Raw genomic sequence first — 18,042 nt, 5'->3', positions numbered from 1 at the left:
GTCAGCCGACCTTTCCTGTGTACGGCTCGGTCACGTCGAGGAGTACGCGCCCGTCCAGCACCAGCCGCGTGCACCGCACCACGTACGGCGTGATGCCCGGGCCGAGCAGCACGGCGGCGGCATCGGCGTCGACGGCTTCCGCCCCCTGCGTACGGATGCGCCTGCCGACGGGGGACAGGAGGACGGTCTCCCCGGTCTCCGCGAAGGCGACCCCGTGCCCCTCCGCGCACGCGACCTGCTCGGCGCCCGGCGTCCCGTCAGGAGTGAGGGCCGTGAGGAACAGCCCTTCGAGGGACCGGGGCGTCGTCGCACGCAACGTGTGCAGGGTGCGGGTCAGACGCAGCTCCGGGGTGCTGGACGTCGGGTTGGCCTCGACCTCGGTCACCTCGCAGCCGACCGAGGCGCCGACCGGGGCGAACCGCGTCAGGCGGGCGGTGGCCGGCCCCGACCGGATCAGTCTGCTGCCGTCGGGCATGAGCTCCGTCGGGCGGTCGGTCTGGAGCAGGAACGTCCACTCACGCTCCTGCTCCGCCTCGGCCAGGTCCAGCAGGACGAGCCGCCCCGACGGTGTGAACACCAGGGTCCGGTCCAGGCGCCGCACACCCAGCCCGGGGTCGTACATCGCGGCGATCTCCGCGGTGGCGTGCGCCCAGCCGCCTTCGGCGTCCGCCAGCACATCGCGCTGGCGGGCCTGTCGTTCGTGGGGGACGGCCTCGTAGACGTGGTAGCGGTCCTCGTCCGCGTATCCCTGGCCGTCCACCAGCAGGAGATTGTGGTGCGCCGCCCGCTTGCGGTTGCTGTAGCCCTCGTCGACGGCGAGGAACTCCCCCTGCGAGACCAGCACGAACGAGCCGGAGTCGGGGTGGTGGTGCCCCTGGTTGAAGGTCTCCCACCCCAGTTCCGCCCGGTGCTTCGCCGAGGTCTCCCATGCCGTGTGACCGCCCCCGGGACTCGCCTTGAACGACACCAGCGTGGCGTCGTCGTCCCAGCTCGTACGGGCGGCGAGCAGCCCGAGGTCCGGGAAGAACGCATGGGTCTCCGTCGGCCGGGACGGCCGCACGGACGGGTCGTACCAGAGGTACTCCAGATAGGCCTCCGGCAGGATCCCCGGCCGCACCCCGCTCTCCGAGGCCTCCTTCCACAGCAGTTCGCCCGAGGCGAGATCGCCCATCCACTGGGCCTCCGCGATCCCGTACTGGGCCGCGAGCCGGTAGTACAGCCCGGCGCTGTGGCCGCTGCGCCGGTCGTGGCAGTCACCGTGGTCGACGTTGAAGGCGAAGCCCGGCGCCGTCTGGTGGAGCCGGTAGCGGAACGTCGAGGAGAGGAAGCCGCCGCGTCCCCACCAGTCGACGCCCTCGGCCTCCTGGAGCAGGTCCAGATGGATCGCCAGGAACGGCACACCGTAACGCCAGTAGACGACGCCTTCCGCGTGCGAACCGTCCGGCGGCATCAGGTCCAGGACCGTGCCCAGGTTGTCCTTGGCACGCTCGGTCCACTCCTCCTTGCCCAGCACGTAACCGGCCGTCGCCAGACCCGCGTGACAGATCCAGTTGTGGTTCTGCCAGTACGACGACGACCACCAGCGGCCCTCGCTCGCCACCGCGAACTCGTACATCCGGCGGCCCTGGAGCAGCAGCTTGTACCGGAGCAGGGCCCGCACCTCGTCCGGCAGTTCGTCACCGATCCACCGGTAGGCGAGCGAGAGATGGTGCAGCAGCCAGCCCGCGTCCAGATCGTGGTCCGGCATATGGGCGCGGCCCCAGTGCGGCAGCCGGACCGCGGCCTCGATCCAGCGCCGGCTCTCGTCCAGATGCGCGCGGTCACCGGTGGTGCGGAACGCCAGCGCGGGGTTGGAGGCGGCAGGGCCGAGCCAGGTGATGCTGGCCAGTGGGTGCGTACGGGGCGGCGTGAGGCCGCGGTGCCGGGCGGCCTCCTCCCGGAGCCGCAGCTCCTGGGCGGGGCGCGGGCCGGGCGGCGGAACGGCGGAGAGCAGCACGGATCAGCGCCCCGTTCCGAAACGCTCGGCCGAACCGTCCGCCAGCTCCACCGTCAGCTCCTCGCCGTCGAGTCGTACGCCGGTCACCGCCGGTCCCGCGGACGCCGCCTGGTACACCGACGCGAACGTGATCCGCTCCGCCTCGCCGGTGAAGTCGACCCAGGTGCGCGTGCGCTGCGGATCGTCGGCAGGACCGGGACCCGGCCGCGAGAACGGGCGGACCTCGGCCCCCGGGGTGTGCGTGTGCCAGCCGTGCAGCGTCTCGTCGCCGTACCAGGTGGTGCGCACAGGACCCGTCGCCTGGTGTTGTACGTCGAGAGCGGTCCCCGGGCGCAGCTGTCCGGTGACGCGCCGCACCTCCCGGCCCGTCACGGTCAGCAGATCCACCAGACAGCAGCCGGCCGCCACCACCCTGCGCACCGCACGCACCCCTTCGTACGCCGTGGTGACCTCGGCGGTCACCGAGCGGGCGTCCGAAGCCAGGAGCGCTCCGGCGCACTCCGCCTGCTCGGCGCCGTCGACCCGGAACGCCGGATGCGCCTCGGTCGACGCGTACATGTCCCGGAACTCGGCGTGGGCATACGGCACCTGGCCGGGGTCCGGCTGCCACGGGGTCGTGTCGCCGTACAGATAGAGCGACAATTTGTCGCGGTGCCCGTGCGAGCCCCCGTGCGGGCCGAAGTCCAGCAGGGCGTGGATGCCCGCCGCGCGCACCACTCCGTAACCGGCCGACGGGAAGACGGTGACCGTGCCCGGTGCCGGGCGGCGGGGGAGGGGCGGTCCCGTGAACCAGCCGTCCAGCTCCCGGTCCAGTCCGTCGTCGTGGGTGCCGAGCTCCTCACGGGCCCGCGCCGCCACCGCCTCCAGACCGTCGGCGGGTACCAACTGCTGTGCCAGCGAAATCAGTTCGAGCCACTCCAGAGCGAGAGGGGCGCGTAGATACGGGCCGTCGTGCAGCGCCGGCAGGATCCCGCCGTCCGTCGCGATCACCGCCAGGACGTCCGTCATCCCGGCGAGCACCCCCACCACGTCGGACGGGATCGCCGCCGGATCGGTGGAGCGCAGTGCGAGCAGAGCGGCCCGCAGCACGAAGCCGTGGTAGTAGGTGCTGCCCTCCCACTCCCAGCCGTCGTCGGCGACGGCCACCCGCAGGTGCGCGTAGAGCCCGTGCTCGCCCTCCAGCCACTGCTTCGCGCCGTCCCACTCCAGGCCGCGCGCCGCCGACGCGGCGCGGCTCGCGGAGGCACCGGCCGCGTTCAGCCATGCGGTGTAGTTGGACGCCAGCTGACCCCGGCCCGTCAGCACACCTCGGGCCTCCAGCGCCGCCCGCTCCAGCTCGTCCAGCAGCGGCAGGACCGCCGCCAGATCCTCGGTGCCGTCCTCGGCCAGTGTGATCACGGCGTGTCCGATGTTCACCGCCCAGATGGCGTCGGTCAGCGCCTGGTGGAAGAGCCGGCCGCGCAGCATCCAGCCCTGCGCCTCGCCGTGCTGCTCCGTGGCGAGGGACGCGTGGAGCCCGGCGTACTCGACGAGCCGGGCCACCGCCTCCGCGCGCTCGCCCCGGTGGGCCAGCACCCGGAGGTGCCGGGCCCACGCCTGGTGCGACAGGACCACCCATGCGCCGCGCACCGCCGCCGTGTCCACCCGGCAGCCGTGCGCGCACCGCGCCCCGCCCTCGGGAAAGGTCCCGGCGAGAACGTCACCGTGATCGAGCTCCACGCCGTGCGCCGGGCAGACGTACGCATGCCACCAGCCGCCCCGCTCCCGGGGGATCCGCCTCAACGCGGCCATACGCCACCGTCGATGTCGATCGTGGTGGCGGTGAGGAATCCCGAGGCGGGCGAGGCCAGATGGACGACGGCGTGGGCGACGTCCTCCGGGGTGCCGGCCCGGCCGACCGGGATACCGGCCTCCATCGCCTCCTGTGCCGGGGCGGCGGTGAACGTGTCGTGGAACGCGGTGCCCTTGATGAAGCCGGGGGCGACCGTGTTGACCGTGACGCCCGTTCCGGCGAGCTCCTTCGCGAGGCCCTTGGTGAAGCCCCGGACGCCGGCCTTGGCGGCCGCGTAGGCCACCGAGCCGGGACCGCCGCCGTTGTGCGCGGCCAGCGACGACATCGTGATGACGCGTCCCGCGGAGGACTGCGTCAGATGCGGCAGGGCTGCCCGCACCGTGCGGAAGGTCGACGTGAGATTGGTGGAGATGACCCGCTCGAAATGGTCGTCGGACATCTCCGCGATCTTCTCGCGGCCGATGAGATGGCCCGCGTTGCAGACGAGGATATCCAGCCCGTCGAGGAACCCGGTGGCCTCCTCGACCAGCAGGTCCACCTCGGCGGTGACCGTCGCGTCGGCCCGGAACGCCTTGGCCCTGCGGCCCAGCGCCTCGATCGCGGAGACGGTCCTCGCCGCCTCGTCCGCCGAGGAGTGGTAGTGGACGGCGACATCGGCGCCGGCCTCGGCCAGGGCGACAGCGATGGCGCGGCCGATGCCGTGCCCCGCCCCCGTGACGAGAGCGCGGGAGCCGTTGAGATCAGCAGACATGGGTGAAGCCCTTTCGGTGGCCGGCCCGCAGCGGGCCGGAACCGGTCACTTGAGACCGGCGGTTGCGAAGCCCTGCACGAAGTAGCGCTGGCCGATGAGGAAGAGGACGACCATGGGCAGGGTGGCGAGCGTGGTGCCCGCCATCAGGAAGTGCCACTGGGTGCCGTTCTCCGTCCTGAAGACGGAGAGCCCCACCTGGATGACCCGCAGGCTGTCCGTGTGGGTCACCAGCAGCGGCCAGAGGAAGTTGTTCCACGATGATTCGAAGGTCAGCAGCGCCACGGTGATGAAGGCGGGCTTGACCTGCGGCGACATGATCCGGGCGTAGATCCGGAACTCGCCCAGCCCGTCGAGCCGGGCCGCCTCCTCCAGCTCCACCGGCAGGTCCAGGTAGAACTGCCGGAAGAGGAAGACGGCGAACGGGGTGACCGCACCCGGGATGATGAGCGCCCACCAGCTGTCCAGCCAGCCGCTGCCGCCCTGTCCGAGGATGTCGTTCCCCCCGGCCAGCGGCATGAAGCGGACGATCAGGAACTCCGGCAGCACCTTGGTGTATGTGGGGATCATGAGGGCCGCGACGAAGAGATAGAAGATCGTCTCGCTTCCGCGGAACCTGATGCGCGCCAGCGCGTACCCCGCCATCGACGCCACCAGTACGTTGAGCACGGTGTGACTGAACGCGATGACGAAACTGTTCCGGGCGTACGTGGCGAACGGGGCCGCCTTCAACGCCTCGGCGTAGTTCCCGAACTCCCAGTGCTCCGGCAGCAGCCCGGCGTCCTGCGACGCGATCTCGACCGGGGTCTTGAGCGAGGTGAGCACCATCCAGGCGAACGGCACCACCATCAGCAGGGAGACGACGGACAGCGTCGCGTAGAGCGCGATCCGGCCGAGGGGAACGGCCCGCCTCCGCGGCGCGGGAGCCGGTTTCAGCAGCTCAGTTGTGGCCACGACTGCCTCCCATGATCCGCTTGTTGACCAGGGTGAAGCCCATCAGCAGCACGAAGAGCACCAGTGACTGCGCGCTGGCGTAACCGACGCGGAACTCCCGGAAGGCGGACTTGTAGATCTCGTACGTCATCATCGTGGTGCTGTTGGCGGGACCGCCGTCGGTCAGGATGTAGATCTGGTCGAAGGACTGGAACGCACTGATCATCGAGGTGATGAGCACGAAGAACGTCGCCGGCTTGAGCAGCGGCAGTGTGATCGAGAAGAACTGCCGCACCCTGGACGCCCCGTCCACCGACGCCGCCTCGTACAGCTCCCTCGGCAGGGACTGCAGTGCGGCGAGGTAGATGAGCATCTTCATGCCGATGCCCTGCCAGATGCCGACCAGGATCACCGACGGCAGTGCCCAGGTGGTCGAGGACAGCCAGGCCGGGCCCTCGATGCCGAGGAAGGACAGCAGCGTGTTGAGCAGCCCGTTGCCCGGGTTGTAGATCCACAGCCAGACCAGCGCGATCGCGACGGTGGCGGTGACCTGGGGCAGGAACACGGCGGTGCGGAAGATACCTCGCGCCTTGAGCCCCGTGTGCAGGGCGAGGGCCACCAGCAGGCCCAGCGCCATCCCGAACGGCACGGTGAAGAAGGTGTACAGAAGGGTGTTGACGATGGATTTACGGAAGACCGCGTCGTCCAGCATGTCCCGGAAGTTGGCCAGGCCCACGAACTCCGGCGCGGTCAGCACGTCGTACTTCGTGAAGGCCAGGCACACCGAGACCACGACCGGAAGACCGATCCACAGCGAGGCGTGCAGCAGCGCGGGCGCCACCATGAGCATGCCCGCCCGGCGGCGACGGCGTCCCGGGCCGGTGGGGACCCGGCCGGTACGCCGCGGCGCCGAGGTGTCAGGAGGGGAAGGCGGCCGCGCCGGCCTGGCCTTCACTACGGTTGTCGCTCCCATGGTGACGGGTCCTCACATCCGGCCGATGGCGGCCTCGGCGAGACGGCCGAGCTCCGCGATGGCGTCCTTCGCGGACTGATCGCCGACGATCGCGGGCTCCAGCGTCGGCTTGATCTTTTCCCGGATCTCCATCCAGGCCGCGGTACCGCCCTCGGAGAAGGCGTGCTGGAGGTTCTTCAGGGAGAGATCGACGAATTGGTTCTCCTTGACGTATCCGGTGTCGTCGAGGTCCCGCAGGCCGGGTACCGAACCGCGCTGCTCGGCGGCCCCGAGGATCGACTCGGGGGTGCCGAGGTACTCGACGAGCGCGCGGGCCGCCGCCGGGTGCCTGGAGCGCGCGGCCTGTGTGACGAGCGTGCCGCCCTGGAGCATCGCGGGCCGACGGTTGGCGAGCACGAACGAGCCGAGCTTGTCGTCCTCGATGAGATCGGGGTTCTGGTCCTTCACCTGGACCCACAGGGCGCTGGTCGTCATCATCATCGACGCCTTGCCGGTCTGGACGTTGGACGGTGCGCCGGCGTCCGTCTTCTTCGCGTAGTCGGCCGAACCGTCCTGGATCAGGTCCTTGAAGAACTGGAGAGCCTCGACCCCGCGCGCCCCGCTGAACAGGACCTTCTTGCCGTCGGCGCTGAAGAGCTGACCGCCGTTGGCGAAGAGGAACGTCTCCCAGCACTGGCGCAGGTCGATGGAGAACGGGTCGAAGCCGACATGGCCGTCCCGGGTCAGCTGCTTCGCGACCGCGCGCAGTTCGGTCCAGTTCTCCGGCGTCTTCTTCACCCCGGCCTCGGCGAAGTGGTCCTTGCGGTACACGACGATGCGGGTGTCGAGGACGACGGGCAGGGCGTAGAGCTTCCCGTCGTAGCGCGAGGGCTCCAGCACGCGCTTCTCGTAGTCGTGCGCGGAGGCGAGCGCCTCCGGCAGCTCGGCGATCGCCTTCTTCGAGGCGAACGGGGGGATCCAGCCGACGCCCATCATCAGTACGTCGGGCAGCAGGCCGCCGGCGAGCCCGGTGGTGATCTTCTCGTTGAGCTGCGCGTAGGTGGTGTAGTCGACGTTCACCTTGACGTCCGGATACTTCTTCCGGAACCCGCCGAGGATCTTCTTCTCCAGCAGCGTCTTTCCGTCGGCGCCTTCGTAGATCGGCGTGAGCAGCGTGATCTCGCCCTCGGCCGGGCCGTCGGCCGAACCGGCGGACGACGCGCCGCCGCCACAGCCCGCGAGAGCGGCAGCAGCGGTGCCCGCGCCGATCGCGGCGAGCACGGACCGTCTGTTGAGTTCCATGGGGCACCCCTTTTGAGGTGGAGCGGTGGATCGATCCAGCGCGGACGTCCCGGACATGGCTGGGAAGTGCTGGTAAATCGATGCAGTGATGCTAGGAACGCCTTGAGAGTGGCGTCAACAGCTGATGCACAACAATTTTCAGGGATGTTAACGGGTGTACCGGTAGAGCGCGTTCAGTAAATCGGTACACTAGGATCGGCAGTGCGTTCCGAACCGGAGGTGGCATGAGCGGGGTAACGATCCATCAGGTCGCGGAGGCCGCAGGGGTCTCGGCGAGCACGGTCTCCAACGTCCTCAACGGACGTACCGACCGCATGCAGGCGGCCACCCTGGCTCGCGTGGAGCAGGTGATCGAGCAGCTCAACTACCGACCCAACCGGGCCGCCCGCATGCTCCGCACCGGCCGTATCAAGGTCATCGGCCTGATCGTGCCGTCCGTCGCCAACCCGTTCTGGGGGGCGCTGGCCAGAGAGCTGGAGGCCATCGCGCTGGCCGAGGGCTACCACGTACTGCTCTGCAACAGCGAGCGCGATCCCGCCCGTGAGCTGAAGTACGGCGAGGAGCTGCTCGCCGACGGGGTGAGCGGTGTGGTGCTCTGCTCCTCGCTGCCCTCGCTCGACCATATGACCCCGCTGCTGAGCAGGGGACTCAAGATGGTGGCCTTCGACCGGACGGCGCAGGCGGGGGACCCGTCGTCACTGGCCAGCATCAGTGTGGACAACGCGATGGGGGCCGAGCTCGCCACCCGTCATCTGATCGAACTGGGCCACCGCAAACTGGCCTTCGTCTCGGGTTCCGTCCACAGTGTGAACCGGCGCGAGCGGCTGCGGGGCTTCCGGGCGGCCCTGGAGGCAGGCGGCCTCGATCCGGCCGGGGCGATCGTCTGGCCCGGCGCGGACACCACCGAGTTCGGGGACAAGGACGCGGCCGAACTCGGCCGGAACGCGGCCAGGGAGCTCCTCAACCGGCCGGACCCGCCCACCGGTTTCGTCGCGATCAACGACATGTGCGCGATCGGTATCTGCCGGGGTGCCAAGGACGCCGGACGCGGCGCGGGGCGGGACGTCTCGGTGGTCGGATTCGACGACATCCTGCTCGCCGACCTCTTCGAGCCGCCGCTCACCACGGTCCGTCAGCCGCTTCCGGAGATGGCCGCCGAGACGTTCCAGCAGTTGCGGGCCCGGATCGACTCGGCCCCCGTGGCCGGGCGGTCCCTGCTGATCAGACCCCGGCTGGTGGTGCGTGAATCGACAGCACCGGCACCGGTACCGGGCGGGGCCGGGATTCAGGCCGGATCCGCCGACCCGTCGGCTTCCACCGTCCCTTCCCCGTCCACCCCCTCGCCGGCACTCGCCGCCACGGGGGCCGGCGGCCGGGCCGCCGGCTGACCGGACGGACAGCGCCTCGCCCCGCCCGGTCGGCCGACCGGGCGGGGCGAGGCGCTGTGGGAGGACGGGGCGGCGAGTGCGGGCTCGTCCCGCCCCGTCCCGTCCGGCCGGAGGGGACGGAAGGGGGTGCGGGCCTCACCGCGCCCGGTTCCGGCCGGGGTCCCTCCTTGTGACGGGGAGGCGGTCCGGGGTGGTCAGGAAGCGGTGCAGGCTCCTACGACCGGCGCCGAGGTGTTGCCGTTCGTGGTGACGGTGAACCCGAAGCTCGTCGAGGTGCCTGCCGCCAGTGTCCCGTTCCAGGCGGGCTTGACCGTCATCACGTCGCCCGATGTGGTGGCGGTCCCGTTCCAGACGGCGGAGACCTTCTGAGGCGACGGTACGGTCACCGGAACCGTCCAGGCGGTGATGCTCGAACCGCCGGCCTTGACGGTCACCTGGCCGTTGTAACCGCCGTTCCACGTCGAGGTCTGCGTGTACGTCGCCGTGCAGGCGCCGGTGCCGCCGCCGTCCTCACCGCCGTCGTCCCCGCCTCCGCCGGAACCCCCGAGCGCGGCGAGCACCGCGTCGTAGGCCGGCTTCTTGTTGTAGTCACCGTCGAAGAGCAGCGGGGTGCCGCTGCTGCGCCACGAGTACTTGTCCGTGACGCCCCAGACGGTGATGCCCGTGCACCGTGTGACGGCCAGGCAGGCGTTCACCACCTTGGTGTAGTTCGCGGCCTGTGCCGATCCGGAGCCCTCGATGTCCAGCTCGGTGATCTGCACGTCGACACCGAGATCGGCGAAGCGCTGCAGGTTGGCCTGGAAGTCGGAGGGGACGGGCGAGTTGCTGTTGAAGTGCGACTGGAAGCCCACGCAGTCGATCGGGACACCGCGCTGCTTGAAGTCCTTCACCATGGCGTAGACCGCGTTGCTCTTCGCGTTCTGACCGTCGGTGTTGTAGTCGTTGTAGCAGAGCTTGGCATCGGCATCGACCGTACGGGCGGTGCGGAACGCCTCCTCGATGAAGCCGTTGCCGAGCTTGTCCTGGAACGGCGAGCTGCGCCGGGCCCCGCTGCTGCCGTCCTGGTAGGCCTCGTTCACCACGTCCCACGAGTGGATCTTGCCCTTGTAGTGGGTCATCACCTGGGTGATGTGGTTGTTCATGGCGGAGCGGAGATCCGCGGCGCCCAGGCCGCTCACCCAGCCGGGAAGCTGTGAGTGCCACACGAGGGTGTGGCCCCTGACCTTCATCCCCTTGCTCTGCGCATGACTGACGATCTGGTCGGCCGCCGAGAAGTTGAACGAGTTGCGGGAGCTCTCCACGGCGTCCCACTTCATCTCGTTCTCGGGCGTCACCGAGTCGAACTGGGCATCCAGCGTCGACGCGTACGCCGCCTCGCCGAGGTGGTTGGCCGCCACCGCCGTGCCGAAGTAGCGGCCCTTCGCCGCGGCGGCGTCGCCGAGGGCTCCGACGGCATGGGCGTTGCCGGCGAGCGCGACGACACCGGCTGCGGCGAGGACGCCCGCCGTGACGAGGGACAGTGCCCGTCCGGCACGGGCCGGCAGGTGCGGGCGGGCGGGGACGCCGCCTGGGGGAATCTGGGCCATCACGTTTCCAGCCTCTTCTTCCGGTTGCCGGGCGGGTCGAACTGGGCGCCCGGGCAGGGGGATTCGGACCGTTCGAGGTGCTGTCGAGCCATCGGCGGACACGCCGGTAGGGCGTCCGTCGGCGGAAGGACGAGCTGCGGAACAAGGGGAGCGAGGGAGAGTATGCGCCCCATGGGAAGTCGCGTCAACGCCGTATTTCCGAAATATTTCCGAGTGAACTGCCGCTCATCTGAGGGCAGTTGTCCATTAAGCCTGCATGTACGGGGAATCCGGGAGGGCTGTGCGAGGTCGTTTCGCGAAGACTCCGGTAATCGGGCATAGGCGCGACGAAAGGCGTTCATGCCACATGGCGAAACTTTCGGAATGCTTCCATGGCGGGGGAAGACACTCCGGATACGGCCGGGAAATGAGGAAGCGCGGGCCCCTGGGGGCCCGCGCTCGGTCTCGCGCCGGTGCGGATCTTCCCGGCGCGGGTGTCCTCAGCCGCCGATGAGCGAGAGGCCGAGGACGACCCCCGCCGAGACGGTCACCTTGCCGGGTGACAGATCACCTTCGCCGCCACCGCTCTGGTGGCTGCTGTGGCTGCGGTAGTTCTGCACCTGCTCCGCGTCCACGTCCTTGATGTGGATGACGGGCCCGAGCTGCGCTCCGGCCGCCTCCGCGTACAGAGCCGCCTTCTCCCGCGCCGCGGTCACGGCCGCCGTGCGCGCACGGGCGCGCAGTTCCCTCTTCGCGCGTACGTCGAACTCGACACCCTTGACCTCGTTGGCCCCGGCGTCGACGACGTCGATGAGCACGGTCTCCAGGAGATCCAGCTCGCGCAGCTCGATCACGAAGGAGGCCGTGCACTCGTAACCGAGGAACGTGCGCTCATTGCCGTAGCTCCACTGCGACGACAGGTTCAGCCTCGAAGTCGACACGGCGGCCTCCGGCACCTGGTGCCCGCGCAGGACCTCCCGGATCCGGTTCACCCCGCTCCGTGTGGCGGCGAACGCCTCGCCCGGCTGGTTCCTGGTCTGCGATATCGCGACGCGGAGGCGTGCCAGGTCGGGGACGGCGTCGACGCTCGCCGCTCCGAACACCGACACGCCCCATGGGGTGTCTATGGACTGGGTTCCATTCATGCCGGTCATCCAACCAGGCGGGCCGGCTCAGTCGGAGGAGACGGTCCATCCCTCGGCCTCGATGCGTCCGGCGTCGCGAGGCCTGTTCCCGTCGAAGAGCGTGCGGCCGCTGTCCTCCACCCGGACGTCGTCCACGTAGACACCGCGCCCGACGTACAACTGGTCGGTGACGTAACGCCAGCGCAGCCGGACCTCGGTGCCCCGCCATGCTTCGAGGCCGGCCTCCAGCCGGTGCCAGACGCGTCCCGACCAGCCGGAGGCAGATCCGTCCGGGTGCGACCGCGACTCCCCGGGCCGGTCCTCGTGCGTCGGTACGGTGGTGAAGGGGACGGGCCGCCATGTGGCCCCGGAGTCCGACGACGCCTCCAGGCGGAGCACGTCCGAAGCCGGCTCGGTGTCCCACCACAACGCGCAGCTCAGCGCCGGGCGGGAGGAGACCGGGCGCACCGCGGGCAGTGTGAGTGTCGCGGTGGCGGCGCTCGCCATGCCGGAGAACCAGGCGGTACGGCCCCGGGCCGGACGGACGGGCACCGCGCGTGCCATCCGGTTGGCCGCCGCCACCCGCGGAGCACTGCCGGAACGCCATGTGCGCACCGGGTGGACGGAGTTGCCCAGAACGATCAGGAACGAGTCCGTCGTCGGATCGAGGACCAGACTCGTGCCGGTGAATCCGGTGTGGCCCGCCGTGCGCGGGGTGGCCATCGCGCCCATGTACCAGTGCTGGTAGAGCTCGAAGCCCAGGCCGTGCTCATCGCCGGGGAACGCGGTGTTGAAGTCGGTGAACAGCAGCTCCACGGACTCCGCGGACAGAATCCGGGAGGTGCCGTAGCTTCCGCCGTTGAGCAGCGTGCGGGCCAGCACGGCCAGATCCCAGGCGCACGAGAAGACACCCGCGTGGCCGGCGACCCCGCCCAGGCTGTACGCGTTCTCGTCATGGACCTCGCCCCAGACCAGCCCGCGCTCCAGCCCCGACCAGGGCAGCCGGGCGTCCTCGGTGGCCGCGATCTTCGGCTTCCAGGAGGCGGGCGGGTTGTAACGGGTGCGGTGCATCCCGAGCGGAGCGGTGATCTCGTCGCGGAGCAGGGCGTCCTGGGTGCGTCCGGTGATCTTCTCCAGGATCAGCTGCAGCGAGATCAGATTGAGGTCGGAGTAGAGATACGCCGTGCCGGGAGCCGAGGCCGGCACCTCGTCCCAGAGCAGGCGCAGCTTCCCCTCACGGGTCGGCTCCTTGTACAGCGGGATCCAGGACCGGAAGCCCGAGGTGTGCGTCAACAGCTGACGGACCGTGATGTCCTGCTTGCCGCCGCCGGCGAAATCGGGGAGGTAGGACGCGACGGTCGCCTCGAGCTCCAGCGCGCCTCGCTCGATCTGCTGTACGGCGAGGATCGAGGTGAACAGCTTGGACACCGAGGCCAGATCGAAGACGGTGTCCTCGGCCATCGCGATCTGCCGGCCGGGCGGGAACTCGACTCCGGTGTCGGTCTTCTCGTCGTACGCCGCATAGCGCACCGCGTGGCCGATCGGCCGGTGAAGGGCCACGGTGCCGCCCCGGCCCGCGAGCAGGACCGCGCCCGCGTACCAGGGATGTGCCGGGGAGTCGGTGAGGTACTTCTCCGCATCGGCGACGAGCAGGTCGAGCTGGTCCGGCAGCAGCCCGGCACGTACGGCCGACCCGCGGCGCAGTGTCGGCCGCCCCCGCCCTGATCCCATACCCGTCCCGGTCTCCGATGCTCCGCCGCCCAGCGGCCCGGTGCCCCGCTCGGCGCCGGCCGCCGCTCCCGCCGCCCCCGCGAAGGGGATCGGGGCGAGAGCGAACGCCCCGCCCAGCGCCAGTATCCCGCCGCCCAGCCTCCGGCGGCTCATTCCCCGTCCCGACACGTCTCCGGCCATCCGGAACCCCTTCCCCTCACGTCGAAAGCACCTGCGCGAAAGTAACTTTCGAATTCTCGTACGGTGATGAAACTTCCTGCCGAAGCAGAGATTACTGTCACCACTGCCGCCCGAGGGGCCCCTCGCGGAACAAAGAATCTGACATAGCGTCAGAAGGCGGAGGGGGTCTACGTCGACACGGGCGTTCCGGGCCCTTGACCCTCGACGGCCGGCCACCCAGGATCACGCCATGACAGGTGTACGCAGCAGCACAGTGGACGGCGTCCTGACCCGCAGCGCACGGCGCACCCCGGAACGCACCGCAGTGCGGTACACCGAGCGGTCCTGGACCTACGCGGCCCTGGACGAGGCGGTGAGTACGGCGGCCGCCGTGCTGACCACCGCGCACGGACTCCGCCCCGGCGACCGGGTGGCCTCCTACGCCCACAACTCGGACGTGTACCTGATCGCCTATCTGGCCTGCGCCCGTGCCGGGCTGGTCCATGTGCCGGTCAATCAGAACCTCACCGGCGAGGACCTGGCGTACATCCTCCGCCAGTCCGGCAGCGCACTCGTCCTCACCGACCCCGGACTGGCCCCCCGTGTCCCGGCGGGCCACCACGTACGGCCGCTGCGCGACGCGCCGGGCTCGCTCCTCGGCGAACTGGACACCCCCCGCGCCTTCACCCCCGCGCGCGAACCCGGCGCCGACGACCTGGTGCAGCTGCTCTACACCTCCGGCACGACCGCCCAGCCCAAGGGCGCGATGATGACGCACGGCGCACTGGTCCACGAGTACGTCAGTGCCGTCACCGCCCTGGACCTGCGAGCCACGGACCGGCCGGTGCACTCACTGCCCCTCTACCACTCCGCGCAGATGCATGTGTTCCTGCTGCCCTATCTCGCCGTGGGCGCCGAGAACACCATCCTCGACGCTCCCGACGCCGGCCGGATCTTCGATCTGGTCGAAGCCGGTCAGGCGGACAGCCTCTTCGCCCCGCCGACCGTCTGGATCGGACTCGCCAACCACCCGGAATTCGCCACCCGTGAGCTCGGAGCGCTCCGCAAGGCGTACTACGGCGCATCGATCATGCCGGTGCCCGTCCTGGAGCGGCTGCGCGAGCAACTGCCGGAGCTGGCGTTCTACAACTGCTTCGGACAGAGCGAGATCGGCCCCCTCGCCACCGTCCTCGGACCTGACGAGCACGAGGGGCGCATGGACTCCTGCGGGCGACCCGTGCTCTTCGTGGAGGCGAAGGTGGTCGACGAGGACGGCAAGGAGGTGCCCGACGGCACGGCGGGCGAGGTGGTCTACCGCTCCCCTCAGCTGTGCCAGGGCTACTGGGACAAACCGGAGGAGAGCGCAGAGGCCTTCCGCGACGGCTGGTTCCACTCCGGTGACCTCGCCGTGCGCGACCCGGAAGGCTACTTCACGGTCGTCGACCGGGTGAAGGACGTCATCAACTCAGGAGGCGTGCTCGTCGCCTCCCGGCAGGTGGAGGATGCCCTCTACACCCACCCCGCGGTGGCCGAGGCCGCCGTGGTGGGGTTGCCCGACGCGCGCTGGATCGAGGCCGTCACCGCGATCGTTGTGCTCCGGGGCGAGGCCTCGGAATCGGAACTGATCGAGCACGCCCGCTCGGCACTCGCCCACTTCAAAGCACCGAAGAGGGTCCTCTTCGTCGGTGAACTCCCACGCAACGCCAGTGGCAAGATCCTGAAGAGGGAGCTGCGGGACCGTTTCTCGGAGAAGGACGCCGCAGCGGCTCCGCCGCCGGCCGGTACGACGGAGGACCGGCTCCCCTCGTAGGCTGAGGCCTCACGTGAGGGACAGGAGAGTGGCGTGGCCGGGACGACGGTGGCCGAGGTGATGGCCGAGCTCGCCGAGCTCGAGGACCCGAAGACACGCCAGGTGAACGAGAGACACGGCGACGATCACGGTGTGAACCTCGGCAGGCTGCGCTCGCTCGCGAAGCGGCTGAAGACGCAGCAGGAACTCGCATGCCGGCTCTGGGAGACGGAGGACACCGCGGCGAGGCTGCTGGCGCTCCTGATCTGCCGCCCGAAGGCGTTCGGACGTGACGAACTGGACGCCATGCTGCGCCAGGCGCGCACACCCAAGGTGCACGACTGGCTCGTGAACTACGTGGTGAAGAAGAACCCGCACGCCGAAGAGCTGCGTCTGGCCTGGTCCGCCGATCCGGACCCGGTGGTCGCCGGTGCCGGGTGGGCGCTGACCACCGAACGTGTGGCGAAGAAGCCCGAGGGGCTCGACCTCGCGGGACTGCTCGACGTCATCGAGGCACGGATGCAAAGCGCCCCGCCCCGTCTGCAGTGGGCGATGAACCACTGCCTGGCTCAGATCGGGATCGAACATGCCGGTCAGCGCGCCCGTGCGATGGAGATCGGTGAGCGCCTGGAGGTGTTCAAGGACTACCCGACCTCCCCGGGCTGCACGTCTCCGTACGCGCCCGTCTGGATCACCGAGATGGTGAGCCGTCGGCAGGGCGGGCCCGCGGCCTGACCGGCGGCAGCGGCCCTTTCCCGCAGAGCCGCGGAGCCGCGGAGCCATCGGCCGAGGTGCGTCTTAGCCCGTTCGCCGTCCCGGGTGTGATCCCCTTTCAGATCTCCTCCCGGCTCCGGTGACCTGCGGAAACGGCCGTCCCTCCGCCGAGCCCGGAGCCTGGCCGGGTGACGTGTGCGGCAGGACCTCCTGTTGCGCGGGTGACGTGCTGTCGGTTGCCTCGAAAGCGGAACACAGCAGAGGTACCGCGCAGACCGGCCGGACCCTGCTCCCGTTGGAGGATCCACATGCGCAACACACGCATCGGCGCGGGTATCTGTCTGGCCGTCGGTTCTCTCGCACTCGCGGCCCCGGCCGCCGGAGCGGCGGCCGACTCCGCAGGTGAACAGACCATTCGCATCAGCCCGGCGAAAGCCTCACCGGGCTCAGAGGTGACCGTCGTCACCAGAGCCTGCGGCAAGGAGACCTACGGCAAGGGCACGTCGGAGGCAGGAGGGGCCTTTCACCTCTTCAAGGGTGACCGGGCGGGGGTGCTGGTCGGCGTGTTCGTCATCCCGGCGGGGACCCGGCCGGGCACCGACACCGTCACCGTGAAGTGCCCGCCGCGGACCAGGATCACGGACACCTACCAGATCGCCGACCGCGCACCCACCGGCGGGGTCGACGCCGGCTTCGGAGCGCCCACCGACCAGAACACGCAGCTCGCCGCCGGCAGTGTGCTGCTCGCCGCGGCGGCGGCCGGGGGAGTGCTCAGGATGCGCCGCAGGACCGCCGCGGCGCGCTCCTGACAGCGCGGCCCACGTCCTCGGGCCGGGAAGCCGTACGCTCCCGGCCCGCGGCGCCCCACCCACCCGCTGCGAAGCAGAGGCATGCGATGGAATCCGGGAGTACCGACCACACGACACCGCCGTCGTTCCCGGCGGTGAAGCACCTCGCCTGGGCCCTGGTGGCGGGTACAGCCCTGGTGATCAGCGGAATGCGCGACGACCGCCCGCCCCAGCCACCCGCGGCCGGGGCAGCCGCTCCCGCCGCCGCGCCGTCCGCCACGTCGGCCCCGTCGCCCCCCACGAGGCCCGCGCAGGCTCTCGCCTACCTGGCCCCGGAACGGCCTGTGGCCCGGCCGCCCTCCTACCTGCGCCGCCCCGCCATGGCACCGGCGCCTGCGGCCCCGACGTCCGCCCGCCCGGGCCCCCTGGCCCCCATGCCGGTGAGTCCGCCGGACCAGGCCCCCGCCCGTCCGGCCTCCACGAGCCCGGCGGCCGGCGGCGGCGCCTCCGCCCCGCCCCCCTCCGTACAGCCGCTCCCGCCCGCGACTCCGCTCCGGCTTCGGATCCCGGCTCTCAAGGTGGACGCGCCCATGATGAAGCTCGCGTTGAACACGGCGGGAGCGCTCGAGCCTCCGCCCGACAACAACCCCGTACTCGCCGGCTGGTACGCGGGCGGGACGGTGCCCGGCGCCGTGGGCACCGCCGTCGCGGCCGGGCATGTGGACACCCGCCTCGGGCCCGGCGTCTTCCACAAGCTGGGATCCGTGCGCAAGGGCGCGACCATCGAGATCGTCCGGGCAGACCGGCGCACGGCCGTTTTCACCGTCTACGCCGTCGCGGTCTACAACAAGACGAACTTCCCGGACGACAAGGTCTACGGCCCCTCCGCCCGGCCCGAACTGCGGGTGATCACCTGCGGGGGCGCCTACAACAAGAAGACGGGCTACCAGGACAACGTCGTGGTCTTCGCCTCCATGACCGCCTCGCGCTGAACACCCCGGGCCGCACCGTGCATCCGGGGGCCTCGCTCGACCGGCCGGCCGCCCATGCCCCCCAGCCCG

14 protein-coding genes are annotated in these 18,042 nt (G+C 70.4%); 5 read left to right on the top strand and 9 right to left on the bottom strand.

Annotated features, from left to right (window positions below):
* Window position 1 precedes the first annotated feature (1 nt).
* The 6 genes from OG379_RS02765 to OG379_RS02740 are packed head-to-tail and all read right to left on the bottom strand — an operon-like array spanning window position 2 to window position 7,723.
* Window positions 2-1,996: a hypothetical protein gene (locus tag OG379_RS02765; protein ID WP_405658866.1), complete on the bottom strand. Its 1,995-nt coding sequence runs from the start codon at window positions 1,994-1,996 to the stop codon at window positions 2-4.
* A gap of 3 nt (window positions 1,997-1,999) precedes the next feature.
* Entirely contained in the window at window positions 2,000-3,787 is a 1,788-nt protein-coding gene (locus tag OG379_RS02760; protein WP_405658863.1) for a heparinase II/III family protein, read from the bottom strand.
* Window positions 3,775-4,539: an SDR family NAD(P)-dependent oxidoreductase gene (locus OG379_RS02755; RefSeq protein ID WP_405658860.1), complete on the bottom strand. Its 765-nt coding sequence runs from the start codon at window positions 4,537-4,539 to the stop codon at window positions 3,775-3,777. The genes OG379_RS02760 and OG379_RS02755 overlap by 13 nt, the downstream gene beginning before the upstream one ends.
* A 45-nt stretch (window positions 4,540-4,584) precedes the next feature.
* Window positions 4,585-5,490 (bottom strand): carbohydrate ABC transporter permease, encoded by a 906-nt coding sequence (locus OG379_RS02750; protein WP_405658857.1) that lies wholly within the window; start codon window positions 5,488-5,490, stop codon window positions 4,585-4,587.
* The gene (locus tag OG379_RS02745; RefSeq protein WP_405658854.1) at window positions 5,477-6,442 is read right to left on the bottom strand and encodes a carbohydrate ABC transporter permease; all 966 of its coding nucleotides are present in this window, start codon (window positions 6,440-6,442) and stop codon (window positions 5,477-5,479) included. Before OG379_RS02745 ends, OG379_RS02750 begins: the two co-directional genes overlap by 14 nt.
* A gap of 12 nt (window positions 6,443-6,454) precedes the next feature.
* Window positions 6,455-7,723: an ABC transporter substrate-binding protein gene (locus OG379_RS02740; RefSeq protein WP_405658851.1), complete on the bottom strand. Its 1,269-nt coding sequence runs from the start codon at window positions 7,721-7,723 to the stop codon at window positions 6,455-6,457.
* Window positions 7,724-7,947: 224 nt separating this feature from the next.
* On the opposite strand from OG379_RS02740, the gene OG379_RS02735 reads away from it, so the two are divergent.
* Window positions 7,948-9,111, top strand: coding sequence for a LacI family DNA-binding transcriptional regulator (locus tag OG379_RS02735; RefSeq protein ID WP_405658849.1), 1,164 nt, complete (start codon window positions 7,948-7,950; stop codon window positions 9,109-9,111).
* Window positions 9,112-9,305: 194 nt separating this feature from the next.
* On the opposite strand, the gene OG379_RS02730 is transcribed toward OG379_RS02735, so the two are convergent.
* From OG379_RS02730 to OG379_RS02720, 3 genes are all read right to left on the bottom strand, one after another.
* Window positions 9,306-10,697: an endo-1,4-beta-xylanase gene (locus OG379_RS02730; RefSeq protein ID WP_405658846.1), complete on the bottom strand. Its 1,392-nt coding sequence runs from the start codon at window positions 10,695-10,697 to the stop codon at window positions 9,306-9,308.
* 479 nt (window positions 10,698-11,176) lie between these two features.
* Entirely contained in the window at window positions 11,177-11,821 is a 645-nt protein-coding gene (locus OG379_RS02725; protein WP_405658843.1) for an SIMPL domain-containing protein, read from the bottom strand.
* Between the two features lie 27 nt (window positions 11,822-11,848).
* Complete coding sequence (locus OG379_RS02720) at window positions 11,849-13,711, bottom strand: serine hydrolase (protein WP_405658840.1); 1,863 nt, start codon at window positions 13,709-13,711, stop codon at window positions 11,849-11,851.
* Window positions 13,712-13,940: 229 nt separating this feature from the next.
* Between OG379_RS02720 and OG379_RS02715 the strand changes: the two genes are divergently transcribed.
* From OG379_RS02715 to OG379_RS02700, 4 genes are all read left to right on the top strand, one after another.
* Entirely contained in the window at window positions 13,941-15,500 is a 1,560-nt protein-coding gene (locus OG379_RS02715) for an acyl-CoA synthetase (RefSeq protein ID WP_405658837.1), read from the top strand.
* A 33-nt stretch (window positions 15,501-15,533) separates the two neighbouring features.
* Window positions 15,534-16,214, top strand: a complete 681-nt coding sequence (locus tag OG379_RS02710) for a DNA alkylation repair protein (RefSeq protein ID WP_405658835.1) — start codon at window positions 15,534-15,536, stop codon at window positions 16,212-16,214.
* A gap of 287 nt (window positions 16,215-16,501) precedes the next feature.
* Window positions 16,502-17,002: a sortase gene (locus OG379_RS02705; RefSeq protein WP_405658833.1), complete on the top strand. Its 501-nt coding sequence runs from the start codon at window positions 16,502-16,504 to the stop codon at window positions 17,000-17,002.
* 86 nt (window positions 17,003-17,088) lie between these two features.
* The gene (locus OG379_RS02700; RefSeq protein ID WP_405658830.1) at window positions 17,089-17,973 is read left to right on the top strand and encodes a class F sortase; all 885 of its coding nucleotides are present in this window, start codon (window positions 17,089-17,091) and stop codon (window positions 17,971-17,973) included.
* Window positions 17,974-18,042: the final 69 nt, after the last annotated feature.

Source organism: Streptomyces sp. NBC_01166 (assembly GCF_045039765.1).
Taxonomy (GTDB): Bacteria; Actinomycetota; Actinomycetes; order Streptomycetales; family Streptomycetaceae; genus Streptomyces.
This window is presented reverse-complemented; position numbering and strand designations above follow the sequence as displayed.

Coding starts and splice junctions, on each gene's coding strand:
- OG379_RS02760 (WP_405658863.1), bottom strand. CDS start 3,787: ATGGCCGCGTTGAGGCGGATCCCCCGGGAGCGGGGCGGCTGGTGGCAT.
- OG379_RS02755 (WP_405658860.1), bottom strand. CDS start 4,539: ATGTCTGCTGATCTCAACGGCTCCCGCGCTCTCGTCACGGGGGCGGGG.
- OG379_RS02745 (WP_405658854.1), bottom strand. CDS start 6,442: ATGGGAGCGACAACCGTAGTGAAGGCCAGGCCGGCGCGGCCGCCTTCC.
- OG379_RS02740 (WP_405658851.1), bottom strand. CDS start 7,723: ATGGAACTCAACAGACGGTCCGTGCTCGCCGCGATCGGCGCGGGCACC.
- OG379_RS02735 (WP_405658849.1), top strand. CDS start 7,948: ATGAGCGGGGTAACGATCCATCAGGTCGCGGAGGCCGCAGGGGTCTCG.
- OG379_RS02730 (WP_405658846.1), bottom strand. CDS start 10,697: ATGGCCCAGATTCCCCCAGGCGGCGTCCCCGCCCGCCCGCACCTGCCG.
- OG379_RS02725 (WP_405658843.1), bottom strand. CDS start 11,821: ATGAATGGAACCCAGTCCATAGACACCCCATGGGGCGTGTCGGTGTTC.
- OG379_RS02720 (WP_405658840.1), bottom strand. CDS start 13,711: ATGGCCGGAGACGTGTCGGGACGGGGAATGAGCCGCCGGAGGCTGGGC.
- OG379_RS02715 (WP_405658837.1), top strand. CDS start 13,941: ATGACAGGTGTACGCAGCAGCACAGTGGACGGCGTCCTGACCCGCAGC.
- OG379_RS02705 (WP_405658833.1), top strand. CDS start 16,502: ATGCGCAACACACGCATCGGCGCGGGTATCTGTCTGGCCGTCGGTTCT.
- OG379_RS02700 (WP_405658830.1), top strand. CDS start 17,089: ATGGAATCCGGGAGTACCGACCACACGACACCGCCGTCGTTCCCGGCG.